Origin of the sequence: Cohnella luojiensis (genome assembly GCF_004564235.1) — a bacterium.
Lineage (GTDB): Bacteria > Bacillota > Bacilli > Paenibacillales > Paenibacillaceae > Cohnella > Cohnella luojiensis.
The window spans coordinates 13,398-36,953 of record NZ_SOMN01000040.1 but is presented as its reverse complement, the minus strand read 5'-3'; the positions used below and the strand labels follow the sequence as shown (position 1 = coordinate 36,953).

At 47.4% G+C, this 23,556-nt stretch carries 23 protein-coding genes and 1 pseudogene; 9 read left to right on the top strand and 15 right to left on the bottom strand.

All coding sequences use genetic code 11. The annotated features are described in order from the left end of the window. The first annotated feature begins 412 nt into the window (after nt 1-412). From E2980_RS20785 to E2980_RS20765, 5 genes are all read left to right on the top strand, one after another. On the top strand, nt 413-1,300 hold the full coding sequence (locus E2980_RS20785; RefSeq protein WP_135154155.1) for a carbohydrate ABC transporter permease: 888 nt from the start codon (nt 413-415) through the stop codon (nt 1,298-1,300). 67 nt (nt 1,301-1,367) lie between these two features. Further along, on the top strand, nt 1,368-2,144 hold the full coding sequence (locus E2980_RS20780; RefSeq protein ID WP_167747206.1) for a carbohydrate ABC transporter permease: 777 nt from the start codon (nt 1,368-1,370) through the stop codon (nt 2,142-2,144). Nucleotides 2,145-2,243: 99 nt separating this feature from the next. Beyond that, the gene (locus E2980_RS20775; RefSeq protein WP_135154145.1) at nt 2,244-3,557 is read left to right on the top strand and encodes an ABC transporter substrate-binding protein; all 1,314 of its coding nucleotides are present in this window, start codon (nt 2,244-2,246) and stop codon (nt 3,555-3,557) included. 64 nt (nt 3,558-3,621) lie between these two features. Continuing rightward, on the top strand, nt 3,622-6,876 hold the full coding sequence (locus E2980_RS20770) for a carbohydrate-binding protein (RefSeq protein WP_135154144.1): 3,255 nt from the start codon (nt 3,622-3,624) through the stop codon (nt 6,874-6,876). An 85-nt stretch (nt 6,877-6,961) separates the two neighbouring features. After that, nucleotides 6,962-7,972 carry a cell wall hydrolase gene (locus E2980_RS20765; RefSeq protein ID WP_240703124.1) on the top strand — a complete coding sequence of 337 codons (1,011 nt, stop codon included), beginning with the start codon at nt 6,962-6,964 and terminating at the stop codon, nt 7,970-7,972. Nucleotides 7,973-7,990: 18 nt separating this feature from the next. On the opposite strand, the gene E2980_RS20760 is transcribed toward E2980_RS20765, so the two are convergent. The 5 genes from E2980_RS20760 to E2980_RS20740 all read right to left on the bottom strand — a co-directional run bounded on the left by E2980_RS20760 (nt 7,991) and on the right by E2980_RS20740 (nt 12,828). Further along, the gene (locus tag E2980_RS20760) at nt 7,991-8,290 is read right to left on the bottom strand and encodes a transporter (RefSeq protein WP_338080734.1); all 300 of its coding nucleotides are present in this window, start codon (nt 8,288-8,290) and stop codon (nt 7,991-7,993) included. Nucleotides 8,291-8,319: 29 nt separating this feature from the next. Next, a complete protein-coding gene (locus E2980_RS20755) occupies nt 8,320-8,643 on the bottom strand; it encodes a hypothetical protein (RefSeq protein WP_135154142.1) in 324 nt (107 codons plus the stop codon). A gap of 157 nt (nt 8,644-8,800) precedes the next feature. After that, a complete protein-coding gene (locus tag E2980_RS20750; protein ID WP_135154141.1) occupies nt 8,801-10,531 on the bottom strand; it encodes a methyl-accepting chemotaxis protein in 1,731 nt (576 codons plus the stop codon). Nucleotides 10,532-10,750: 219 nt separating this feature from the next. Beyond that, entirely contained in the window at nt 10,751-11,572 is an 822-nt protein-coding gene (locus E2980_RS20745; RefSeq protein ID WP_135154140.1) for a methyl-accepting chemotaxis protein, read from the bottom strand. A 170-nt stretch (nt 11,573-11,742) separates the two neighbouring features. Next, nucleotides 11,743-12,828 (bottom strand): LLM class flavin-dependent oxidoreductase, encoded by a 1,086-nt coding sequence (locus E2980_RS20740; RefSeq protein WP_135154139.1) that lies wholly within the window; start codon nt 12,826-12,828, stop codon nt 11,743-11,745. 287 nt (nt 12,829-13,115) lie between these two features. Between E2980_RS20740 and E2980_RS20735 the strand changes: the two genes are divergently transcribed. Further along, the gene (locus E2980_RS20735; protein WP_135154138.1) at nt 13,116-13,466 is read left to right on the top strand and encodes a winged helix-turn-helix transcriptional regulator; all 351 of its coding nucleotides are present in this window, start codon (nt 13,116-13,118) and stop codon (nt 13,464-13,466) included. An 88-nt stretch (nt 13,467-13,554) separates the two neighbouring features. Here the strand turns inward: E2980_RS20735 and E2980_RS20730 are convergent. The 4 genes and pseudogenes from E2980_RS20730 to E2980_RS20715 form a co-directional block, all read right to left on the bottom strand. Continuing rightward, a pseudogene (locus E2980_RS20730) lies at nt 13,555-14,198 on the bottom strand (FMN-dependent NADH-azoreductase). An 82-nt stretch (nt 14,199-14,280) separates the two neighbouring features. Beyond that, nucleotides 14,281-15,249 carry an NAD(P)-dependent alcohol dehydrogenase gene (locus E2980_RS20725; protein WP_135154136.1) on the bottom strand — a complete coding sequence of 323 codons (969 nt, stop codon included), beginning with the start codon at nt 15,247-15,249 and terminating at the stop codon, nt 14,281-14,283. Next, the gene (locus E2980_RS20720) at nt 15,246-15,473 is read right to left on the bottom strand and encodes a helix-turn-helix transcriptional regulator (protein WP_135154135.1); all 228 of its coding nucleotides are present in this window, start codon (nt 15,471-15,473) and stop codon (nt 15,246-15,248) included. Before E2980_RS20720 ends, E2980_RS20725 begins: the two co-directional genes overlap by 4 nt. Before the next feature lies 1 nt (nt 15,474). Continuing rightward, nucleotides 15,475-15,921, bottom strand: coding sequence for a hypothetical protein (locus E2980_RS20715; protein ID WP_135154134.1), 447 nt, complete (start codon nt 15,919-15,921; stop codon nt 15,475-15,477). Nucleotides 15,922-16,136: 215 nt separating this feature from the next. On the opposite strand from E2980_RS20715, the gene E2980_RS20710 reads away from it, so the two are divergent. After that, a complete protein-coding gene (locus tag E2980_RS20710; RefSeq protein ID WP_135154133.1) occupies nt 16,137-16,682 on the top strand; it encodes a cupin domain-containing protein in 546 nt (181 codons plus the stop codon). 49 nt (nt 16,683-16,731) lie between these two features. Here E2980_RS20710 and E2980_RS20705 read toward each other — a convergent pair whose 3' ends face one another. The 5 genes from E2980_RS20705 to E2980_RS20685 form a co-directional block, all read right to left on the bottom strand. Continuing rightward, nucleotides 16,732-17,487: an amino acid ABC transporter ATP-binding protein gene (locus E2980_RS20705; protein WP_135154132.1), complete on the bottom strand. Its 756-nt coding sequence runs from the start codon at nt 17,485-17,487 to the stop codon at nt 16,732-16,734. Between the two features lie 14 nt (nt 17,488-17,501). Then, nucleotides 17,502-18,170, bottom strand: coding sequence for an amino acid ABC transporter permease (locus E2980_RS20700; RefSeq protein WP_135154131.1), 669 nt, complete (start codon nt 18,168-18,170; stop codon nt 17,502-17,504). Between the two features lie 28 nt (nt 18,171-18,198). Beyond that, the gene (locus tag E2980_RS20695) at nt 18,199-19,032 is read right to left on the bottom strand and encodes an amino acid ABC transporter substrate-binding protein (protein WP_135154130.1); all 834 of its coding nucleotides are present in this window, start codon (nt 19,030-19,032) and stop codon (nt 18,199-18,201) included. A 274-nt stretch (nt 19,033-19,306) separates the two neighbouring features. Beyond that, nucleotides 19,307-19,945 (bottom strand): YitT family protein, encoded by a 639-nt coding sequence (locus tag E2980_RS20690; RefSeq protein WP_135154129.1) that lies wholly within the window; start codon nt 19,943-19,945, stop codon nt 19,307-19,309. 284 nt (nt 19,946-20,229) lie between these two features. Next, the gene (locus E2980_RS20685; RefSeq protein WP_135154128.1) at nt 20,230-20,862 is read right to left on the bottom strand and encodes a YitT family protein; all 633 of its coding nucleotides are present in this window, start codon (nt 20,860-20,862) and stop codon (nt 20,230-20,232) included. Between the two features lie 165 nt (nt 20,863-21,027). Here E2980_RS20685 and E2980_RS20680 point away from each other — a divergent pair, with 165 nt between their 5' ends. Next, nucleotides 21,028-21,465 (top strand): Lrp/AsnC family transcriptional regulator, encoded by a 438-nt coding sequence (locus E2980_RS20680; RefSeq protein WP_135154127.1) that lies wholly within the window; start codon nt 21,028-21,030, stop codon nt 21,463-21,465. Between the two features lie 3 nt (nt 21,466-21,468). Further along, a complete protein-coding gene (locus tag E2980_RS20675) occupies nt 21,469-22,662 on the top strand; it encodes a low temperature requirement protein A (protein WP_135154126.1) in 1,194 nt (397 codons plus the stop codon). Here E2980_RS20675 and E2980_RS20670 read toward each other — a convergent pair. Then, nucleotides 22,654-23,499 (bottom strand): helix-turn-helix transcriptional regulator, encoded by an 846-nt coding sequence (locus tag E2980_RS20670; RefSeq protein ID WP_135154125.1) that lies wholly within the window; start codon nt 23,497-23,499, stop codon nt 22,654-22,656. The two genes, E2980_RS20675 and E2980_RS20670, sit on opposite strands and share 9 nt — an antisense overlap. Nucleotides 23,500-23,556 lie beyond the last annotated feature (57 nt).

Sequence of the window (23,556 nt, the reverse complement as noted above, 5' to 3'; positions counted from 1 at the left end):
ATTCCTGCTGTTACCGGAATGACATAGCGGACGAACGGAACGAGAAAACCGAGGGAAAGTGCAACATTGCCGTATTTCCCGAATAATGTTCGGGCTTCGCTGTTCCTAGTTAGTATATCAACTAAAGGGGATATTCCGATAAATATGGCACTTACAAGAAGAATCTTAATGATTTTATCTAACAGGAGTATAAAAAGTTCATGATGTTATACCAATTAATATATTGACATAACATATTTAGGGATGGTATGTTGTCAATGGAATGACTTAACTGGTATAGACTGGGAGATGGCTAAGATGCATTACACATCGGTGTGTCGTCGGATTCTAGAACAGATAATTTTGCATGCGCTTACAAAAATACGGTTTTCTACAAGTAATGAAAGCAGGTGACGACTTGAAGGTACAATCCATGAGAAACGCGCGTAGAAAGGATATCCTTTCCGGATACCTCTTTATACTGCCGGGTTTGATTGGCTTTTCTCTGTTTGTAGGTTACCCGCTTATCGTGTCGATCTATTATTCGATGACCGAATGGAGCGGATTTAATACGCCCAAGTATATTGGTTTCGAGAATTTCAATTATCTCTTTAATGAGGATCCGACTTTCTATCCGTCGCTGAAATCGACTTTTCTCTACGTCATTACGTCCGTTCCCTTGCTGCTCATCTGTGGATTATTGCTGGCTTTACTGTTGAACAAGCAAGTTAAAGGAATACGCATTTTCCGCACATTATTCTATCTTCCTGTCGTTCTACCGACCGTTGCGGTCATTACGTTGTGGGGGTTCGTATATAATCCCCAATTCGGACTGGCGAATCAAGTACTTGGGTGGATAGGGCTGCCATCAAGCGATTGGCTGTCCGGAGAACATTCCGCACTCTTCTCATTAATCGTTATGAGCCTGTGGGGTGTAGGGGGCACGATGATCATCTTCTTGGGAGGATTGCAATCGGTACCTAAGGATCTGTATGAAGCTTCCGAGGTAGATGGTGCCAGTTCATGGCGTAAATTCTGGAGCATTACGCTGCCTATGATTACGCCGATCTTATTCCTTCAGTTCATCATAGGATTGATCGCTTCGTTCCAGATTTTCGAGCAAGCGCAGATACTTACGGATGGCGGCCCCGGCTTCGCGACTTATTTCTTGAACTTCTCCATCTATAAGAGCGCATTTAACGAGAATGATTTCGGTTATGCGATTGCTAAGGTATGGGTGCTGTTCTTTATCGTGATGGCTTTCACGGTAGTGAGTTACCGGTTTGCCAACCGTCATGTGTACTACGAGAACGAGGACTAAGGAGGGCAATCGTATGCCGTTAAGCGTTTTTCTTCGATATACTCTCCAAGTTTTAGGGTCGATCACTATGATTTATCCTGTTTTATGGATGCTTACGATAGCTCTGAAACCAAACGATGAAGTGTTTAAGATACCGCCGGAATTTCTGCCGAGCGATTTTCTATGGTCTAACTTCATAGACGCCACAACGAAGATTAGTTTCTGGCCGATTTTTCTCAACACATCGATTATTACTGTTGCAGCTACTATAGGTGCCGTAGTCAGCTCTATTCTGATCGGATACGGCATTTCGAGAATTAACTTCCCGGGGAGGAATTTCTTCTTTTACATCTTCCTGGGCAGTCAGATGTTGCCGGGTATGGTTTCTTTGGTTCCAACCTTCGTATTATTCAAAAGCATCGGTTGGTATAACACCTGGTATCCGCTTATCGTTCCCGCATTTCTGGGAAATCCGTTCTTCATTTTCCTGGCAAGGCAATTTTTCCGCGGAATTCCCAAATCCTACGACGAGGCCGCTAAGATTGACGGCGCCGGGCATTGGAAAATTCTATGGAAAGTAATCGTGCCAATGTGTATGCCGATGGTTGTTACGATGGTCATTTTTCAATTCCGAGGATCATGGAACGATTATCTGGGACCGCTGATCTATCTCGGCGACAAGGAGATGTGGACTCTCTCGCTAGCTATTAAAGGGTACATGGGCGGCATGGAATACGGCTCGTCTTGGAACCTGTTTATGGCTGCGGATTTAATCTATATGATGCCAATGCTTCTATTGTTCTTCTTCGCGCAGAAGTATTTCATGCAAGGGCTTGGGTCATTGAACTCAGCTGGCATTAAGTAAAAACGACTTTGATAGGAAGGGATGTGGTTCTCCAAAATTATAGGCACTGTTATAAGCAAGGGGCAGGTCAACCAATGACATTATAATGGAGGTAATCCAATGAAACGGTCAAGAGTACTTATCATGCTTCTAATGATTATGACAGTCGTGGTCTCGGGTTGTGGAAACGGCAATGGCAACGGTAACGGCAGCGAATCTTCTTCCGATAACTCTTCGGAAGCGGGCGGCAAAACAAAAGTAACGTTCATGACCTGGGAAGGTCAGGACATGAACAATAAAATCGTAGAGGCCATGAAAACCTTCGAAGAGCAGAATCCCGATATCGATGTCGAGCTTATCCCTTCTCCGATAGACGATTACGGCACCAAAATCAATGCGATGATTTCTGCCAAAGAAGCGCCGGACATCTTCATGGTCGGAAACGACATGGCGATAAACCTCGGTTCTGACGGCGTGCTATACGACTGGAAAAAAGAAACGGATGCGGATCCCGACTTTATCTCTCAATTCTTCCCCGGTTCGGTTGAGGCTTATAGTAAAGATGGAAAGCAGTATGGGTTGCCTGGATTGCTGAACGTGTATGGTATTTTCTATAACAAGAAAGCGTTTACAGATGCAGGCATTGCCGAGCCTAAAGCAGGTTGGACTTATACGGAGATGCTAGAAGCGGCGCAAAAGCTTTCTAATAAGGATAAGAAGCAATTCGGTCTTTTCATGGATGCCTATGATCCTTTCGTCTTTTCCTTGTATTCCGTATCGGCAGGCGGCGCACCCTTCGCGGACTCGATTACGGATGTAACGAAGGTCGAAATCAGCCCGCAATTCATAGAAGGCGTGGAGTTATTCAAGAAGTATGCCCAGAGCGGCGCAATCACTCCTCCGGACTACAAGGTTGACAATGTCATGGGTATCTTCAAAGCAGGACAGCTGCCAATGGCTCGCCAAGGCCAATGGGTTGCCGATGATCTGATCAGAAATGCATCCGATTCCGTGGATTGGGGGTTTGCCCCTTACCCTGTCGTTAATAGCGAGACTTCTACGCTAGATGCAGTTGGTTGGGCGAGCCCTGCAACGATCAAGAATCCCGCGGCGGTATGGAAAGTGCTTAAGTATCTGGATGGAGAAATGTATACCAAGGTACTTCCTGAAACTCCTGTTGCGCCCGCGGCATTCCAACCGGCAGCGAAAGCCTATTTCGACAAACTGAATTCTAGCGGACACGAGGATCTTGCCAAGGGGGTCGAATCGATGCTGAATGCCGACAAACAACCTATTCGATTCCTCGAATCGTTCTCCGGCAAAGCTAATCCGTTCGTGGACGCAACCTTTAAGAAGGTAATCAAGGGTGAGCTGGAAACATCCGCTCTGAATGATATGGCAGATAAAATCAATAACGTCATTTCGAAAAAATAAGATGGCGAGGATGAGCCGGTCAAGAGAATCGGCTCTCTTCTCATCCATACAATGGAGGGAATTTATGAGACAGGTAAAAAGCGTAACATTCAAACTCTTAATGTTGACCTTGGCGTTTACCTTAACCTTCACTTCGGTGTCTTCCATTAGAACGACTGAAGCATCCGCAAATACTTCATCGGATGCAGACGCTGCGATCGAGGCATTTAACGCCATGTTCTGGGATAGTAATGCAAAGTATTACTGGACGAATTCTAATCGCGGCAACAACTATCAAGGCTTCTGGGTAGAAGCGGAGCTTTGGGAAATGGTGATGGACGCCTATGTTAATACATCGGATGCTGCCTTGAAATCGAAGCTTAGAACTCAGATTGACGATATATTCGATGGTACGGTAGCAAAGTACGGAGAAGATTGGACGAATAATCATTTCAACGATGATATTATGTGGTGGGCGATGGCGTGCGCAAGAGCTTATGAAATAACCAACGACCCCAAATATTTAGAGAAGGCGAAGTATTATTTCGACTTTGTATATGATACGCAATGGGATGACACCTTCGCTAACGGCGGGATCTGGTGGTTGAATACGGAGCATAACACCAAGAATGCCTGCATTAATTTCCCGGCTTCCCAGGCGGCTGTTTATCTTTATAACATTACAAAAGATGATCATTATTTAGAAGCAGCTACCCGTATATTCAGATGGGGTAAAACTATGCTTACTGATGGCAATGGAAAGGTTTTTGACCGTATAGAGGTTGAAAATGGCGCTGTCCCTGATGCCACTCACTATAATCAGGGTACTTTCATAGGTGCAGCAGTAGGGCTGTATCAAATAACCGGAAACGCGGTATATCTTGACGATGCAGTGAAAGCGGCAAGCTTTACCAAAAACCATCTGGTAGACGCAAATAATTTGTTGCGCTATGAAGGGCCGAATGGGGACTTAAAGGGCGGTAAAACGATATTAATTCGTAATCTGGCCTATCTTCAAAAAGCCGTAAACGAGCGAAGCGAAAGTGCATATCAGCAGTTTAGCAGCGACTTTAACTACTGGCTTGCTTTCAATAGGCAAATGGCATGGAACAATAGAAGCCCAGACAATATAGTGGATGGAAACTGGGCAGGGCAGTTGCTTTCCGGAACCTATGAATCGTGGTCATCGGCGGCTGCCGTCGAGGCGTTAACTGTTCTAAAACCGCAGGAAGTCGATCTAAAATATGCCGTTAAAAATCCCTACAATAAAATAGAAGCAGAGAGCTATAATACGGGCACTGGATTTGGAATGGAAGGCAGCGTGGAAGGAACGCTGCAATTGGGTGGGATTCAGCCTGGATTCTACGCAGCGTATAAAAATGTGGATTTTGGCTCCGCTGGCGCTATAGGATTCATTGCAAGAGCGGCTAGCGGAACAGGCGGAGGCAATATAGAAATTAGGCTTGATTCGTTAGATGGTCCCAAAGCAGGTACTTTAAACGTTCAAGGAACAGGCGGATGGAATAATTATACGGATGCCGTTACGTTACTTAAAGATGATCAGGGAAATCCAAGTACGATAACAGGATTGCATGATGTATATCTGGTCTTCACCAAAACTAACGATCAATACTTATTTAATCTAAACTGGTTTAAGTTCACCATGACGGATCCGACAAAAACGGATGCGTATGCACGGCTTAAGGCTGGAGATTATGACGGTAGTTCGGGCGTAAGCAAAAATCCGGATTGGGGATTTTTGGACAATATTCACAATAACTCTTATACCTTTTACAAAGAAATCGACTTTGGAACGGGTGCTGCCGGAGTTACCGCTCATGTAACAAGCGGCAATCAAGGCGGAACGATTGAAGTTAAGTTGGATAGCTTGGACGGGCCAACTGCAGCAATTATCGGAATTCCGGCTTTAGGAAATTGGGATAGCTGGGCAGACATTATGTCTAATGTTGATGATAACTTGGCAGTAGGCGTTCATGATGTATATCTTATTTTTCATGGAACAAATGGAAGCGACTCGCCCTTTAACTTGGACTGGATCACTTTTACGACAGTGAAGGGTAAAGCACTAGATGCTTATGGCAAGCTGGAGGCCGAGAAATATACCAGCGGCGTAGGTTTCGGTACGGAGAGCGGTGGAGGGCAAACCTACCTAGCGGGAGTATATGGTCCTAATAACCCTTATGCCATGTACAACTATATTGACTTCGGCAGTTCAAGCCCGTCGAAATTTTCCGTAAATGCGGCAAGCGATACGAGCGGAGGAACGATTGAAGTAAGAATAGACAGCATGAATGGCCCTGTAATAGCAACCAGTACAGTTCCAGGGACCGGCGGTTGGCAGAATTTCGCGGTTACCCAGGCGGATGTAACGGCTCCCGTGACGGGAAAGCATATTGTTTTCCTGTTATTTAAGGGAGGAGACTGGTTGTATAATCTAGATAAATTTACTTTCGGCGATCCAGCGGTATTTACGACTCCGCTTCCACCGCCTGTGCCTGTGACGGACAATGTTCCTCCGGGAGAGGTGGAGAATGTTCAGGTCATTAGGGGAGCCGACAATATTAAGCTTTATTGGGATGGCCCTTATGATGTTGATGGTCAAAAAGTGCAAATTACTTTATCCAGCAATGGACAACAGGTTGGAAACTTAGTGGAGGTAAATAGAGGAATACAAACCGCTGTGATATCAGGAACGGAGAAGGGCAAGAACTATACCCTCTTGATAAAGAATGTAGATACGTCAGGAAATGTATCAAGCGGAATAACGGTAGACTTTAAGGATTTGCCTTCATACTCTCTTTCTGCAAACGGGAATGCTTTAGCAGAAGGCGATTCCATTGAAGACTATAAGGTTCTGAACTTTAACGTATGGGATAATTTATCGGAAATAAGATCTGCAATAATCACGATTGACGGCAAGGAATATCCTATTAATCCACAGTTAGAGCAAAGCATAGATATTGATATGGCAGGAAACTTAGGAGATAAGACGGCAACCGTAACGATTGAGGATGAATTAGGAAACAAGCTTCAGAGCACATTCGAATTCAAGGTTATAACGAGCGTGGATTCCATGAATCGTTTAATCGAACGTTTCACGGATTCCGGAGAACTAAGCGGAGCGATGATACCCCAGCTAACCAATTCTTTAAAACAGGCTCAGCAGCAACTTGATATTGGGAAGCAGGATCAAGCGACTAAACATATGCGCGATTTTATAAAACACTTAAACAATGAAGCATTAGACGCCAACATTACAGATGGTGCTAAAGCCATTCTGAATGTTGATGCAGAGTCGATGATCAATACCTGGCAGTAGAAAAATGAAATAACTCTCATAAACTTTACAGCTGCGATCGTTTTCGGATACCTTGAAAACAGAAGGTTGACGAGGGGAGTCCGATATGAATTTGGGAAAGAAGATGAAGAAGCCGATTGGCAAGCCTATTCTCATAGCTGTCTGGGCTCTGCTCTTGTTGGCAACAATGCCGCTTACCGCAATTGCCGCTCAGGGGAAGTTGATCGCAGCGGCGGAACATGTGACGATCAAGTTAGACGGGAAAGAAGTACAGCTAACTGATCCTGTGAGAGTAATGGCGGGCAGACTGTATCTGCCTGTTGCGCAATTATCTAAGATGTTCGGAGCACGAGTCGTCTGGGATCAGGACAATGAAGAAGCTACGATTAATACGGCGTACGGAGATCGCATTGTATTAGGCAACGGCGTGCCGGTCGTCTACTTTAATGGCGCACGTTATGTTATGGATGCATTTCCATTCCAGGCAGAAGGACGGATGTATATTCCGTTGCGTGATGCCGCGGAGCTGTTGCATGCGAAGGTGAGCTGGAACGATGAGGAGCAGACTGCTTGGCTTGAATCGGTTCCGCTAGCCGTTGTGACGGAACAAATCGGATTGACTGAGATCAGCGAGCAAGCGGGCAGCAGTAATGTTGAGCTTCTAAAGCGCAATGGTCTGGACAATAAGGACAGCATCGAGGCGGGTACGAAGCTTCGTGTGGTGATCCCGTCCATTTTTGGCCGTGAGGCGAAGCCTTTCACTGAATCAGATCGGCTGTTGTTAGCCAAGATAACGCAGATTGAGGCTGGGAATGAGTCCTATGAAAGCCAGTTAGCGGTAGCGAATGTCATTCTTAACCGGGTGAAGGACTCGCGTTTTCCGAAGACGATCCGGGATGTGATCTATTCCGGAAAACAGTTCCCGCCCGCTCATAACGGGTTATTGGATAGAAGCGTACCGAAAGCAAACGCGCTGCGCGCTGCCAAGGACGCATTGAACGGCAAGAACAATGTTGAGGATGCCGTTTATTTTTACAATCCTAAGGTGACCAAGGGTTCGTTCTGGTCCAGTCTTACGGTGATCGATACGGTCGGGTCTCATCGCTTTGCGAAGTAAGAGGGATGCGATACGCCGTCAAAAGCACGAAAACGATTCGATTCTCTGAAGATCGTAGCCCGAGAACATCCAGAAGAAACCGTTCCATCTAAAACCCGCAACGGAAGTTCGACCTACGAAGACGGGGTAAAACCAGAAACCTGGTCCGCCTCGCGGCCAAATATAAGTATAGCGAAACAAGCAGCCGGAGATTGCTCCCGGATCAACGGCAAGCGTTGCTGCAAGGGGCTGCGGAGGAATCGTTTGAGGCGGCGGCGAAGAGGGGGGCTGTATCCCGCCTTGTTGTCCGAATGGAGGCGTAAAGGCCAAGTTGATCACTCCTTTGGTATTTAACTATCCTTGCTTTCTTAGAGCAGCGATATAGCGAGAAGGTTAAATAGAACTAGAGGCAACACGAAGTTATTGTAGTAGTATGGGGGCGGGGGGCCTGGGAAAAAAGCGCGAGCGTAACCTTCATTCGACAGGCTAAGGTGGAGAATTCCCCTGTCGCAATGAACGATGTGCCCTTCAAAGACGTCGCCATCCATTGTCTCGACCTTCACCAGCCGATTAGAGTGGTCAGTGCACAACTGATGAAGATGGTCTTTGACGGATTGCAACGTCTGATGGACATTGGAATTGCACTGATAGATCGGCGTCAGCCTTTGCTGTTCCATAATTTGCGAGCTCATGGTGATGACCTCCGTTTTTCGAACTTGGGTTATCCTATGCGGGAGCCTAGTTAGGCGTTACGGGGATCGTTAACCCATCCGCAAAAAACCCGGTGTTTCCCTCGAACGAGGAAACACCGGGTTTTTGTCATTATCGTGAATCCCTATCTTCCGTACCTTAAAGTTTAAAAAAACGGACCGAACTATTCAAGTTATTCACGATGGTTTGCAACTGCTCTGCCGAATGGGCAATATTCTCTACGAGAGCAAGCTGTTCTTCCGTGGCGGCGGAGACGTTCTGAGCTTTGCCGGCGATATCTTTCACCGAAGAAGACGATTGATCCATGCTGGCGGAGACTTCCTCGGAGCTGGCGGACATTTGCTCCGTAACCGCTGACGCATCATGAATTTGTTCAGTGACCTGCTTAATGGATTCGACAATGGATTCAAAGCCATGAGATACGTCATCCATAAAGGATGTTCCTCTCTCACTCTGCGAAACGGTAGTTCTCATAAACTCGGATGCATGGCCAATCTCGCCTCTTGTATCGGCGATAAGCTCGTTAATGATCTCAGCGGATTCAAGAGAACTCGTTGCGAGCTTCCGGATTTCTTGAGCGACAACGGCGAAGCCTCTGCCATGTTCACCTGCTCTTGCCGCTTCAATGGAAGCATTAAGCGAAAGAATACCAGTCTGGTTGGCAAAGCTGGTGATATTTTCAGTAATGGCGCCTATTTTAGCCGATTTGTCGTTTAATACGGCAATGCTGCGATTTAAAAGTTGGATCGTTTCCATCATCTGTTCCAGCTGCTCCCGTAATTTCTGCAGCTTGTCCATTCCTTGATCTGCCTGAGCATTCGTTTGGTGGGAGTGATCGGATATTCGATTCGTGCTTTCGGCTATTCTCTGAACGCCGACGGACATTTCTTCCATCGCTTTACTAGCTTCTTCGGCAATGGTGGACTGCACGTCCGCGAGAGAGGTCATCTCTTGGATATTTTCCGCAACATGGGTTGCCGCGGCGGCGGATTCCTGCGCGCTTAGCGACAGCTCTTCAGAGGCGGTTGCTACCTTACTGGTATTGTCGGCGATGCTGCTGATGAGCTCGCGCATTTTTCCGATCATGCTGTCCACGGAGAACAGGATTTGTCCTAGTTCGTCTTTGTCGTATTTTTTCTGAGGACTGTACTTCAGATCTCCTTCGGATACCTGCTTGGTTTTGGTCTGCACTAGAGCCACCGTGTGGCTGACTTTGCGAATCAGGAGCATTCCGAACAAGGATAACAGAATCCATCCGGCGATCATGGCACTGTAAGTCACGACGTTCGTTTGCTTCATATTGCTCTTCATGATGCTGACTTCATTCATCGTATAGCTTTCGAGGATTTCGCCGAATTCGTTAATATTGCCGCGAGCTTCTTCGAATAAGGCGTGCATTTTGGTCTCGCTCTCCGCAGTAAAGGAATTGTCTTTGATATGGTTCTCGGCTTGTTGTTCCCAATTATTAAAAAGCGGCGTAACTTCTTTAATGGTTGATTCAATGGATTTACCGCTTACGTCGTGCGTTAATCCGGTTAATCCCTGCTCCTTGATGATCTCGAGGGCTTGTCCGATGCGATCGTTCGCTTGGGAAACGTTTTCCTTGAGATCTTTGTGAGCGCTCTCTTTATCTGCCGGGGTTACATACGCAGATTGCATTTTCTGGTAGGCGCTTAAGGCTTGGTACATGTCCCTGTCTGCATTAAGGACGAGCGTGGTCGACCGATTGCTAGTCTCGTAAAGTATTCTTGTCAGCTTGCCGATATTGGAGGAATTCAGTTGCAAGAGATAGACGGCTGTCGATGCGAACAAGAGCAGGGGAACAAAAAGCAAAAGAAGTAGTTTGGTCTTGAACGAGATGTTATTCATTGTTTCGTGCGCTCCTTTGATCTAGGTGTCTGTAAGCTTCTCTTGTAATATCGGAACGCAGGACGGTTAAAGTTAGTAAGATTAGCCAATTATTTCGTGGTAAAATGTGGATGGTAAATTGTGGGGGCGGATCAGCGATCAATGATTCCCAAACTCGGCCTTTTAAACCGAAAACCCACCTTAGCCTAGGGAGCCTTGAGTGGGTTTTGCTTTCTCTTGTTACAGCTTGCGGGCAAAATCGTTTAATTGACCCGTCATCTCTTGAATTTCTTGGATAAACTCCGATATTTGCTCTGTCGATACCGCCTGCTCCTTGCTGATCGAAGCCACTTGGCTGATCGCGTCTCCGATCTGAAGTGTCACTTCCTTAAGTGCCTGAAGCGTTTGGTGGATATCCTTCGTCGAATTGATCGTTTCCTGAGACAGCTTGCGAATTTCACTGGCGACGATGCCGAAGCCGCGCCCCTTATCCCCGGCATGCGCCGCTTCAATCGAGGCGTTCAAGCCGAGTAAATTCGACTGATCGGCGACGTTTTTAATAATCGATACCACTTGATCCGTCTTTTCTACGCTTTCGCTCCCCTCTTGCGACAACACAAGCAACTGGCGGTTGAGATCGGCTATGACGTTGGATCCGTTAACAGCCTTAACGATTCTTTCGTTTGCTTGGGACAGGGCAATAACGATTTGTTTGGCGAGTTCGATCAGTTCGCTGTGCCTTCGAATTTGGACGGCGACTCCGCCGATGACGACGCCCTGTTCATTGTGAACCGGAATAGCCGTACCGGTGAACTCGAAGCCGTAGAACTCGGCTGGAACATCTCCCCTGAAGTATTTGTTTTCCAGCATGGCGGTCATGAGCGGCTCATCGGGATTTAATTCATGCCCAACGTTGATTCCGAGGCTGATATTTTCTCCTGGATAATAAGCAATGAATTTGGTAAGATCGCACACAGCGATAGACATATCCGCCGGAACGGCCGCCTGAATGATAGGCAGCAGTGAAATAAGACTTTCGAGAGATTCGACTTTGTTGTTCATCTATTCATTTCCTCTCCTAACAAACTGATTCACATTCTTTCATTTTATATATCGTCGGGAAACCTACCGAATATTATATAGACTTATCGAGGAATTAGGACAACATGGACAAAAGAAAGACGACTTTCCATCCGAAAGGCTCGATGGAAAGTCGTCTTGTAAATGAAGTATCAGCGAGCCAGCTCGCGCCGAACGACGGGCGCGACTTTGGCGGCCAGAAGTTCAATCGTTTTCGCAACCTGGGAATAAGGCATTCCGCCGATATCTAGCTGGGCTATAAAGCGGCTATGTCCGAACACCTCGTGTTGGTGCAGAATCTTCTCGATCACTTGCTGAGGACTGCCGACGGCAAGCGCGGTTTCAGGTCTGGCCAGCTGCTCGAATTCGGCGAGAGACATTCTGCCTCTTCCCGTCCGCCGCCCCAGGAATTGTTCGAAGTAGCTGCTGTAATACGGGTAAAACTCTTCCCGCGCTTGCTGGGAGGTCTCGCCGACGTAGCCGTGACTGGTGACGGCGACTCTAAGCTTCGATGGATGGTGGCCGGCTCTGAGGCCTGCCTCCCGATACAAATCGACGAGGGGCTTCGCGCGTTCTGGCTCTCCGCCTAGAAGTGAAAGCGCCATGCCAAGGCCGAGCCGACCGGCATTCACGGCGCTCTCCGGAGTCCCGCCAACGCCGATCCAAATCGGCATTACCGATTGAGCGGGACGAGGAGCGATTTCCAGATCGTTCAAATCGCTGCGGAAATGGCCTTTCCAAGTAATTCTCTCACGTTCGCCAAGCTTCATGAGCAGGTCGATCTTCTCGGAGAATAAACGGTTATAATCGTCGAGATTGTATCCAAACAGCGGGAAGGAGTCGACGAAAGCTCCTCGGCCCGCAATGATTTCGGTGCGGCCGTCGGATAGCAAATCCACGGTCGCAAAATCTTCGAACAGCCGCACAGGGTCTATGGTGCTCAGCACCGTGGTCGCGCTAGTTAACTTGATTCGTTCCGTTGCTTGGGCGATAGCGGCGAGAACCACGGGCGTGGAGGTGGCTGCGAAATCCAGCCTATGATGCTCGCCAACGCCGAAGATATCAAGTCCGGCTTCGTCGGCCAGTTTGGCAGCGTCGACGATTTCCCGGAGGCGCTGCTTCGCGCTTATCGTCCCGCTGCCATCTTGTTTGGGAACGAGATCTCCGAAGGTGTAGAGGCCGATCTCAAATCTGGAAGGGACCTTTGTTATATCTGCAGTTGTGGATTGATTAGTCATTATTGCACCTGCTTCCTATAAGATATATTCGGCGCCGATTTAGAGTGAATCGGCTACAACGTCATTATGGACCTAAGGTTACCTTTTGCGAAGTAGGTACATTAAAGTGTCATAGTATCATTCGGGAAACCTTATGAGACATTAGGAGATAAGGAATGGCTTTTCTGCAACCGGAAGAGCTGCGGTTTGTTTTGCGACCGCGACCCGTACATGTTATTATGTATCCAAAGAATCGATATATTTTCTCGCAATGCAGCATTTAGAGAACCCCGTGAGGAGTCCCGATGATGAAACACGATTTGGAGTATTGTACGGTCGAACCGGCACTGGAAGTTCTCACTGGAAAATGGAAGATTTCCATTCTGTATTTCCTCTTTCAAGGCACTAAGCGTTTCAGCGAGCTGCAGAATAGTATCCCCAACATTACGAAGAAGATGCTGACCTCGCAATTGCGAGAGTTGGAAGAGCAAGACATTGTACGGCGCGTAGTCTATCCTGTCGTTCCTCCCAAGGTGGAGTATTCGCTATCCGAATACGGCTATTCCGTCGAGCCGATATTAAGGGCGATGCATTTATGGGGAATGACCCATATAAAGCATATACAGCTTAAAAGAGAAATCCAGAAAGTACAGACCTGACTTTTGCGCCAAGTAGCTTGAGTGAACGAATAAAAAATAAGCCACGGCTTTAAGCCGTGGCTTATTTTTATTGTCGAGACTAAGAGGACTAGAATGCGGCTGCGGCCGCGGCTGTTTCATTCAAACCGCTCTCAATAATTTGCGCCGCGCGGTCCGAATATTGCGCATGACCTTGGATCACGACGGATTCAGGCTGATGGATTCCCCAAAAGCTGATAATCGTCTTTACATATTTCAATGCCATTTCCATCGGCTCCATAACGTCCAGCGAATAGTCGCCTCCGCGTGCTGTCAGCAAAGCGACTTTTTTGTCTCCGGCAAGACCGATCGGGCCTTCCGAAGTATAGCTGAACGTTCGTCCTGCTTGCGACAAGTATGAAATATAAGTGATCAAAGGACCCGGGACTGTAAAGTTCCACAGCGGGAACGCGATTACGACTTTGTCCGATGCCAGAAATTGGTCCAAATACTGATTAGAAATTTCGGCTGCCCTTTTCTCTTCGGGATTCGGCTCGATACCTTGCCCTAGCTTATATAGGCCGGTCAGCGCCGTATTTCCGAAATACGGCAGCTCGACGTTGTAAAGATCCAGCTCGGTGATGACGTCGCCCGGATTCGCTTCCTTATAACTTGCCAAGAAGGTATTGTACATACGACTGCTGATCGCCTGATCCGAGGGACGGTCGTTTGCTTTTACGAATAAAACGTTTGCCATTGTGCATCTTCCTCCACTTTTAGGTTTGTCTAGTACTCAGCTATTATGCTCGTGTTAGAAAAAAAGAGGAAGTATGCACTTTAATGTAACCGAGTTACATTAAAGTAACCTAGTTATGACCACATTTCCTTTTTTGCGACCTGTTTCCACATATCTGTGAGCCTCGGCTGCATGTTCCAGCGGATAGCGTCTATCGATGATCGACTTTATCTTCCCCGCCTCGCATAGTTCTTTAAGGAAGACTAGATTTTCTTTGCTCTGCTTTAAGCCAGCGGCCGTAAAAATGGCTTTCTTCCTGCCGAGCTTTGAAGTCCATAACATCTGAAGCATCGTTCCCAGTGCAGGGACAGTTGAGAGATAGATCCCTCTCTGCTTTAGCGAGCTTTTACAACGTGAAAATGAACTCTTGCCTACCGCGTCGAAAATAACGTCATAGGTCTGACCGCTTTTGGTAAAGTCCTCTTGGGTATAATCGATTACCTTATCGGCTCCCAGAGATTTCACTAATTCCAAATTCGCTGTGCTGCATACTCCGGTAACTTCCGCCCCGTAGTATTTGGCAAGCTGTACCGCATAAGTGCCTACCGCTCCGGAAGCGCCATGGATAAGGACTTTTTGTCCGCTCTGAATATTCGCCTTATCTCTAAGGAACGTCAATGCGGTTGTTGCCCCATCGCAGACGCCGGCGGCTTCCTCATAGGTCATATTGGACGGTTTTATTGCCACCGGTTTGTCTTCAGGCAGACACATGTACTCGGCATGAGCGCCAAAGCGATTGGGACTCAACCCGTAAACCTGGTCGCCTTCTTTAAATAAGGTCACATCTTTTCCAACGGATTCAATTTCCCCTGCCAGTTCAACCCCTAGAATCGTATATTTGGGTCTTAGGAGACCGTACATAAATCTGATCATAAAGGGATTAGCCTTTCGAAAGGCGCAGTCCGATGGCGTTACGATTCCCGCATGTATTCTGATCCGTACTTCATTGTCCTTGGGAGCAGGTTTTTCTACTTCTCTAAGCTGAAGAACTTCCGGCGTTCCGTATTTGGTACATACGATCGCTTTTATATGAATTCCTCCTTATTATCGATAAAGAATACTTCTTCCAATGGCGAGTTGAAGACGAGAGCAATGCGAAAAGCCAATTCCAGAGAAGGCGAGTATTTTTCTTTCTCGATGGCTACGATGGTTTGTCGCGTCACGCCCACCTTTTCGGCCAATTGTTGTTGGGTCATTTCATGATGGTTAAAACGTAATTTGCGAACGTTATTGCGTATGAGAAATTTGCCCATTTTAGACTCCTTTCCGATAGAGGTAGAGCTGCGTGAATACTCCAACCATCTCCGACACTAACCCTGAGGAAATAAGAATGATGAACATCGCAGAGTGCGGCATATCCATGACCAGCGATCCCATCGCTAGAAGAAAGCCAAGAGTAAACGCATAATGAGAATTCTTGGTGGCTTTCAATTCGATTAACTTGTCAAGCTCATCGGCGAATGAAGGTTCCGCTTCTTTCGTCGTTATTCTGTAGATGATGTTGAATACAATCGTGATGATGATTTTCGCTACGATCGACACCGGGATTAAGATTAAGATGAAAGCTCCCCAGAAGCGGAAAATATCCGTCGAATCTGGACTCCCGAAGGGGTGATTCTGAAATACATACAAACAATACAATCCAAAAACCAATAAGGTGCCAAGTAAAGATACGATATTCTTTTTTTCTTGATAGGACATGTTTTTACTCCTCCTATACGTTAACCTTTTCATTTAAGTTAAGTATTATGTACATAATGTAATAGATTTAATACACTGTGTAAAGTATTTTTTACATTATAAAGTTTATCTGACGCCGGGGGCGCACGCCTAGCTGGGCGGATGAATAAAATATGCCGATCAGAACAGACGGAGATGATAGTTGAACCGTCCAACCTGAAAGGCGGGATTACCCCATGTCAAATGAAATCGCCGCGGCGGCGCTTGCTTCACCTTCGTTAAATTTATCATTCGACTTAAGCCGATCCGTTTTCTTCCAGCGGAATGACCAGAACTTCATCCTTCAGCAATTCGCGGGGCAAACCCCCATGCTTCAAAACATGGGCTTGCTCGATATCTATCTAAGCAGAGGGCATAGCGTAGAGGCGCATTGGCACCCGAATGCTGCAGAATTCGTGTATATGGTGCAGGGGGAAGCGATTATTTCCGTTCTGAACCCCTTTACCTTACAAGTTCTGACTTATCGCCTAAAAAATCCGCAGACGATCTATATCCCGATGGGTTGGTGGCATTGGGAAATCGCGACCGAGGATCGCACCCATATGCTGGCGTTTTTCGACAACAGCATGGTACAGACGGTGTTCGGGTCCGACGTGCTTAGGAAGACGCCGCCGGAAGTATTCCAGTTGATCTACGGAGTTAACGCCGCCCAGCTAGCCCATGTGCTTAAGCCGATCGATCAGACGGTCGTCATCGGTCCGCCTTCTACAAGAGGCGCGTAAATGGGAAAAGAAAAACGCCGTCCTTTCATTTGCGAAGGGACGGCGCTTGCTATTCATCGGATTTCCCGTTCAGGTGATTGAGAAATTGTACGGCACGTGAAGATTTCGGGTTATTCAGCACCTCTTGAGGGGAACCTTGCTCGATAATAATTCCATCGTCCATGAGAAGAATATGGTCGGCGACGTCCGCGGCGAATTTCATTTCGTGCGTCACGATCGCCATCGTCATGCCTTCGGCTGCCAACTGCTTTATCACCTTCAGCACCTCTCCGACCAATTCGGGATCAAGCGCGGACGTTGGCTCGTCGAACAGCAACACTTCCGGATCAAGGGCCATGGCCCGAGCGATAGCTACCCTCTGCTGTTGTCCTCCCGATAGCTTATGCGGATAGGAGTCTGCTTTATCGGCAAGACCCACCTTCTCCAGCAGAACCTCAGCGCGTTTTCGAGCCTCGCTTTTCTTCTTCTTCTGAACCGTCACTTGCGCTTCCATTACATTCTCGAGAGCAGTCATATGCGGGAATAAATTAAGCGACTGAAACACCATCCCCGTATCTTTGCGCAAGGCTAAAATGTCTTTTTGGGGAATTTTCGCGCCTTCACGAAACTCGAAGGTGTTCTCACCAAGCTTAAGCGATCCTCGATCAGGCATTTCGAGCAGGTTGAAGCAACGCAACAGCGTTGTTTTACCCGACCCGGATGGACCGATGATGACAAGCACTTTTCCTTTCGACAAGGTGAGATCAACGCCTTTTAATACTTCCAGAGAACCGTAAGATTTATGCAAACCACGAATTTCGATCATTCTCACGGTCTCCTTTAGCTGGCGGAGAAACGATCGAGACGTTTCTCCACGTAATTTTGCAGCACCGTCAAGACGGAGCAGAATAATAAATAAATGACTGCGACTTCGCTATATAAAAGCAACGGTTCATAGTAAAAAGCGACATACTCTTGCGACTTTCGGAACATCTCGACAAAGGAAATGATGGACACAAGCGAAGTATCCTTAACTAGACTAATGAAGGAGTTGCCTAAAGGCGGAACGGACACCCGAGCGGCTTGAGGGAGAATAATGCGTCGTAAAGCTTGCATTCGGGACATCCCGAGCGAATAAGCCGCTTCCCATTGGCCCTTCTGAATCGACAAAATCGCCGCCCGCACGATTTCCGATCCGTAGGCACCTACGCTTAGCGAAAGCCCGATAACAGCCGATACATATGGACTTAAAATAATACCCGCGCTAGGCAACCCGAAAAATATAATAAATAATTGTACCAAGAGCGGAGTTCCTCGGATAATCCACACGTAGAAGCCTGCAATAAATTTAGGGATCGTCCAGGAGGACAACCGGATTAGTGCGGTTATTACGGCGATTATTAAGCCCAATGCGAATGTAATCAAAGTGAGCGGAATGGTGTAAAGAACCCCTGCCTTAAGCAGGGGCCAAAAGGTATCCATTATAATTTGTATTTGACGATCGTCCATCGTTCAGACATCCTTTATGCGGCTCTTTTTATTTGGAAACGTCCGCTCCGAAATATTTTTCGGAAATGGCCAGATAAGTTCCATCGCTCTTCATTGCGGCTAGGGCTTCGTTTACGGCTTTGACCAAGTCGTCATTCCCCTTACGGAACAGCGCTGCGCTTTGTGAAGCTTCTGTTGTTTCGTCTACGACTTTAATCTTCACATCCGGCTTCTGCTTCTTTAGATCCAGGTAAGACAGGCCGTCATTAATGGTAGCATCCACGCGTTTCGAAAGCAACAGGTCGATCGCTTGATTAAAGCCTTCCGTGCCCACGATCTCGGCGCCGTTCTCTTTGGCAATTACCGTAAGATTACTCGTTAGCGACTGAGCGGACTTCTTGCCCTTCAGATCGGCCAGCTTCTTAATTTCATCGTTATCTTCATGAACGAGCAATACGGCTTTGGAGACAATGTAGGAATCGGAGAAATCGTATTTTGCTTTGCGTTCATCGGTAATCGTGACTTCATTAAAAATGACGTCGAATCTCTTGGCATCCAATCCGGCAATGATACCATCCCATGGCGTCTCGATAAATTCAGCCTCGACTCCTAGACGTTTACTGACTTCTTGCGCGATTTCGACGTCAAACCCAGTCAACTTTCCGTCTTTGTCATGGAAGGTAAAAGGAGCGTATGTTCCTTCTGTGCCAATGGTTAGCTTGCCGCTGGCTTTGATCGCTTCCAACGTGCTTTGCGTTGCCGGGTTAGATGTTTCTGTATTAGCAGCCGTTTCAGCTGGCGTTGCGGATTCGTTTTTCCCGCAAGCCGCCAGTAAAACCACGGTTAGCGCGAGCAGCAATGTTAATAGACTTGTTCTTTTCATAGAATGTACCCCTCTCATCTATCCTCTGTTTGTGTCTGACTATGTCAGTAAACTGAATAGTACACCGTCTTTCGACCGACGTCAACATTTATCCGACAAAAACCATTGGAATAATTAAAAATGATGTGAAACCATCAATCGTTGATGAAAGTATTTACCAATCGCAATGAACTTATGAATCAACCGCAGGTTTTGAATTTAAAAGGATAAAGGCGAGAAACCGCGACTGCGCGGGTTCTCGCCTTTATTTTGTTCCCCGGGGAGGGATTTATGATCAAGCTGCGGCGGCGGAAGATAGTTTGCCTCTTCCGGAACGGCGCGGGCCTTGATTTCGGTTTCGGTTAGTATAGAAGGACATTAAACCGGATGTAACCGCGAGAGAGAGAACCGAGATTAAACCTTGGTTCAGGGTAAGTGCGGAGAGGCAGCCTGCGAAGGCGAGAACGTCCGCGATGAAGTTGGTCTTGCCCGGGTCCCAACCATATTTCTTCTGGAAGTAAAGCACCAGAATCGTGGAGCCGCCAAGTGAAGAGCCATATTGAAATAAGAGGCTAACCCCTAATCCGATGAATGCCCCGCCGACGATCGAGCCGGCAAGCGCGGGCAAAGAGTAGTGGGGAAGCAAGTTGTCTGCGGAAGTCATGCCGGATAAGAGGACGACCGCGATTATCGTTCGAAGCGTAAACGCGCGCCCTAATTTCCAATAAGAAAACAATAGAAAAGGAATATTCAGAAGAACGAACGCGTAATGGAATTCTACATGAAGGACATAAGACAGGCTAAGCGAAAGTCCCGCGGTCCCGCCGGTAACGACGTGCGAATGCTTGAGAACGACCAGGCCGAGCGCGGTAATCAAGCATCCCAGTATGATTTGAAGCCATTGACGATTGAATTCCTTCATGCGCGCGTTCATTATCCGTATCCCCTATCGAGAGTCGTCCGTGACGATTTACTCTTCCAATGATATACCACGAATCGGGGAGGATCACATAATAAAATGCATGCGTTTTTAATATTTTCGTCTAATTTTGAATAGAATTAGACCGAATCACCTCCATTCTGAAAGGGTTGGTTTTTTGGATTTTACGCTTTTTTTACTGAACTTTGTGGTCGTAGAGTGGGTTATCCTTAGATCCAAGAAATAGAAAAAAACCCACCTTGGGCAACTTGCCTCGGGTGGGTTTTTGTTTGAACCGATTACGTTGTTGCGGCAGTCGATAGAGTACTCTGTTTGGAACGCCGAGCGCCGCTATACCTGTTTTTATATAGAGAAATAATTCCCGAAGTAACGGCAATAGACACGACGGAGATCAATCCTTTGTTAAGCGAAATGGCGGAGAAGCTTGTAAGGACAACGAGAAAATCGAAAACGAAGTTCGTTCTGCCCGGATCCCATTGGTATTTTCTCTGCAGGAAGAGCGCCAGTATCGTGGAGCCCCCGAGAGATGCGCCGTGTTTGAACAAGGAGCTAATTCCTACCCCTATCATAGCCCCGCCAACGATGGAGCCTGCAAGAGAGGGCACCGAGAAATCGGAAAACAAGCGGTCGACGGAAGTCATAACGGACAATAAGGAGATCGAGACGATCGTTCGCAGCGTGAAAGAGCGGCCTATGCTAAAGAAGGAAAAGATAAAGAACGGAATATTAAGCAGCATGAACATGTAGTGGAATTTCGTTTGAAATAGATAGGACATGCCGAGCGCGAGACCCGCCGTTCCACCGGTTACGATATGCGAATGTTTAAGGAGGATTAGACCGGCGGCCGTAACCATGCATCCAAGCACAATATGAAGCCATTTGCGGAATAAGTCCTGCATTTTATTATTCATAATCCGATTCCCCTATTGTGCAATTCTTGTTCGCGATCCTATATTCAATGATATAATACGTATCAAAAGCGATATATGAAAAAGCGAATGGATTTGACGTTAGATTATGTAACATTGAATGAATATTGCGTACGAAACCTCCATTTTGAAAGCGGGTCGGATGAGATGGATAAATTAGATGTTTCTCTCCTCAAATTGCTTCAGGAGGATGGCCGAATGACGGTGAGCGAGCTGTCCAAACGATTGTCGTTAAGCCGTCCCAGCATCTCGGAGCGTTTGCTTCGACTCCAGGAAAAAGGAATTATTCTTGGCTTCAACGCAAGGGTATCGCCTGCGGCGATCGGCAGGAACGTACAATTGATTATTCAGATCAGCGAATTGAAAGTATCTCCTCAGGATTTCGAACAGCGCTTAACCCAAGACGAGGATATCCTGGAGTGTCATCGCGTAACGGGAATCGTCAGCCATGTACTTAAGGCGGCTGTTACCGGGATGGATGATCTTAGCAAGCTCGTAGAGCGGCTGATGCCCTATGGCAATGTGAATACATCCGTTATTCTGTCTTCGCCAATAATAAATCGAATTATTTTGCCTAAGGAGTAAGATATGAAGAGACTGATATCGGAAGCAGTGCTTTTTCGCAGCAGGGGAGCGAAAGACTCGGGAAAAGTATCGTTTATTGAATTGTTCTTTGATTTGATGTTTGTCTTTGCCGTAACTCAGCTGTCGCACTCTTTCCTGGAGAACTTCACGATGGAGGGGGCAGTTCGGCTCGTGTTGATTACGATGGCCGTATGGTGGGCTTGGATCTTCACGGCTTGGGTCATCAACTGGTTGAATCCGGAAACCAGACCGGTTCGGTTGATGCTGGTCGTGCTGATGCTGATCGGTCTCATCATGTCCTCATCCATTCCCGAGGCTTTCGGGCAATCGGGGCTTTATTTCGCCCTTGCCTATACCCTCTTCCAAGTTGGCCGGACCACCTATACCATCTGGATATTGCGCAAGGGCTCGGTCGAACTGAGGATTAGCTTCACGCGCATTCTCGGTTGGTTGCTCTTGTCCGGGGCATTCTGGATCGCGGGGGGAATCGCGCACGATTCGTGGCGATTAGCTCTGTGGGTAGTCGCACTCTTGGTTGAATACGTTGCCCCTTCTCTTGGGTTCTGGCTACCGCGGCTCGGCCGAACGCAAACCCAGGTATGGGACGTAGAAGGCTCGCATATGGCGGAACGCTGCGGATTGTTCATTATCATCGCGCTGGGAGAGTCGATTCTCGTGACGGGAGCAACATTCGCGAAGCTGGAGTGGGACCCGACAACGCTGGCGGCATTCGCCGTTTCCTTCGTCGGCACGGTAGCCATGTGGTGGATATACTTTGAAATGACGGCAAAAATGGGACATCACTTCATTTCGCACTCATCGGATCCCGGCAGGGTTGCCAGATCGGCTTATACCTATACGCATCTGCTGCTGGTTGCGGGGATCATCGTGACAGCGGTGGCGGATGAATTGCTGCTTGCTCATCCCGTCGGCCATACGGATGCCAAGACCGCCGCGGTTATTCTCGCAGGACCGGGGCTATATCTGCTCGGCAATATGCTGTTTATGAGAATCGTGGCTAACGTCGTTCCTAAGCCATATATCGCAGGCTTGGCTGCGCTGGCGATTCTCATCCCGTTCGCTACGGAGCTGTCTCCGTTACTCTTATCGGCTATCGTCACCGTCCTGCTTGTGATCGTTTCCGTGCGGGGGGCAGCTTTTACGGAAAGGCTTTGCCGTTTGGTTCCCTCATCCTAAGTCGTGCTGCATCAATTGCTTCAGCTTGGATTTCGTTGAGGTTTCCGAAGCGGGTGTATAGATGCTGCACCTTAAATCCGTACCTCCATGGACTTGCAGCGAAGTGAGCTGGAAAAGCATCTTTCTAGCCTTGGCATGCCTGAACTCAAGCAACACCTCCGGAGCGGAGCTAACCTTGCTCTGCTCCCAGAGGCGATTGAAATCAGGGTGGGTCTCTTTCATTTCCTCTAGAAACCTCTCGTACCATTCATCCTCTACGTACTGCCCGTAATAAGCCCTGAATATCGCAAGGAATCCGCTGGCGAACTGCTCCCAATTCACGGCAAGCCGCTGAAATTCTTTTCTCGTGAATAATAGACGGATCATATTTCTCTGCTCGGGCGGGATAACCTCGAAATCCAAGAAAACGTGAGCGGCCGCTTCGTTCCAGCCGACGATATGACATCTGCGATCGGAAATAATCGTCGGGCAGTAAGTAAGCTCTTGAAGAATGATCCTTAAGGAGGGGCTGATTTGAGGGAGCTCATCTTTAAGAAGGCTTACTCCCGAAGTCGTCTCCAATGCCAAGGAAAACAAGTATTTTCGCTCATCGACGGTCAATTGCAGAGCCATAGCCACGTTATCTAAGACGGATGACGATACCTTGATGTCCCGTCCTTGTTCCAGCCAGGTGTACCAGGTGTGGCTAACGCCTGCCAGCTGCGCAACTTCCTCTCTTCTTAGCCCGGGCGTCCTTCTTCGGCTTCCTTCGGGCAAACCGACGGACTGAGGGGTGAGCTTAGCTCTCTGAGCTTTTAAGAATAGGGATAAAGCTTGACGTCTTGATTGTGAATTCATGGTTACGCTCCCTTGCGCAGGATTATCGTATTATTAATTATACTAGGATAAATGATA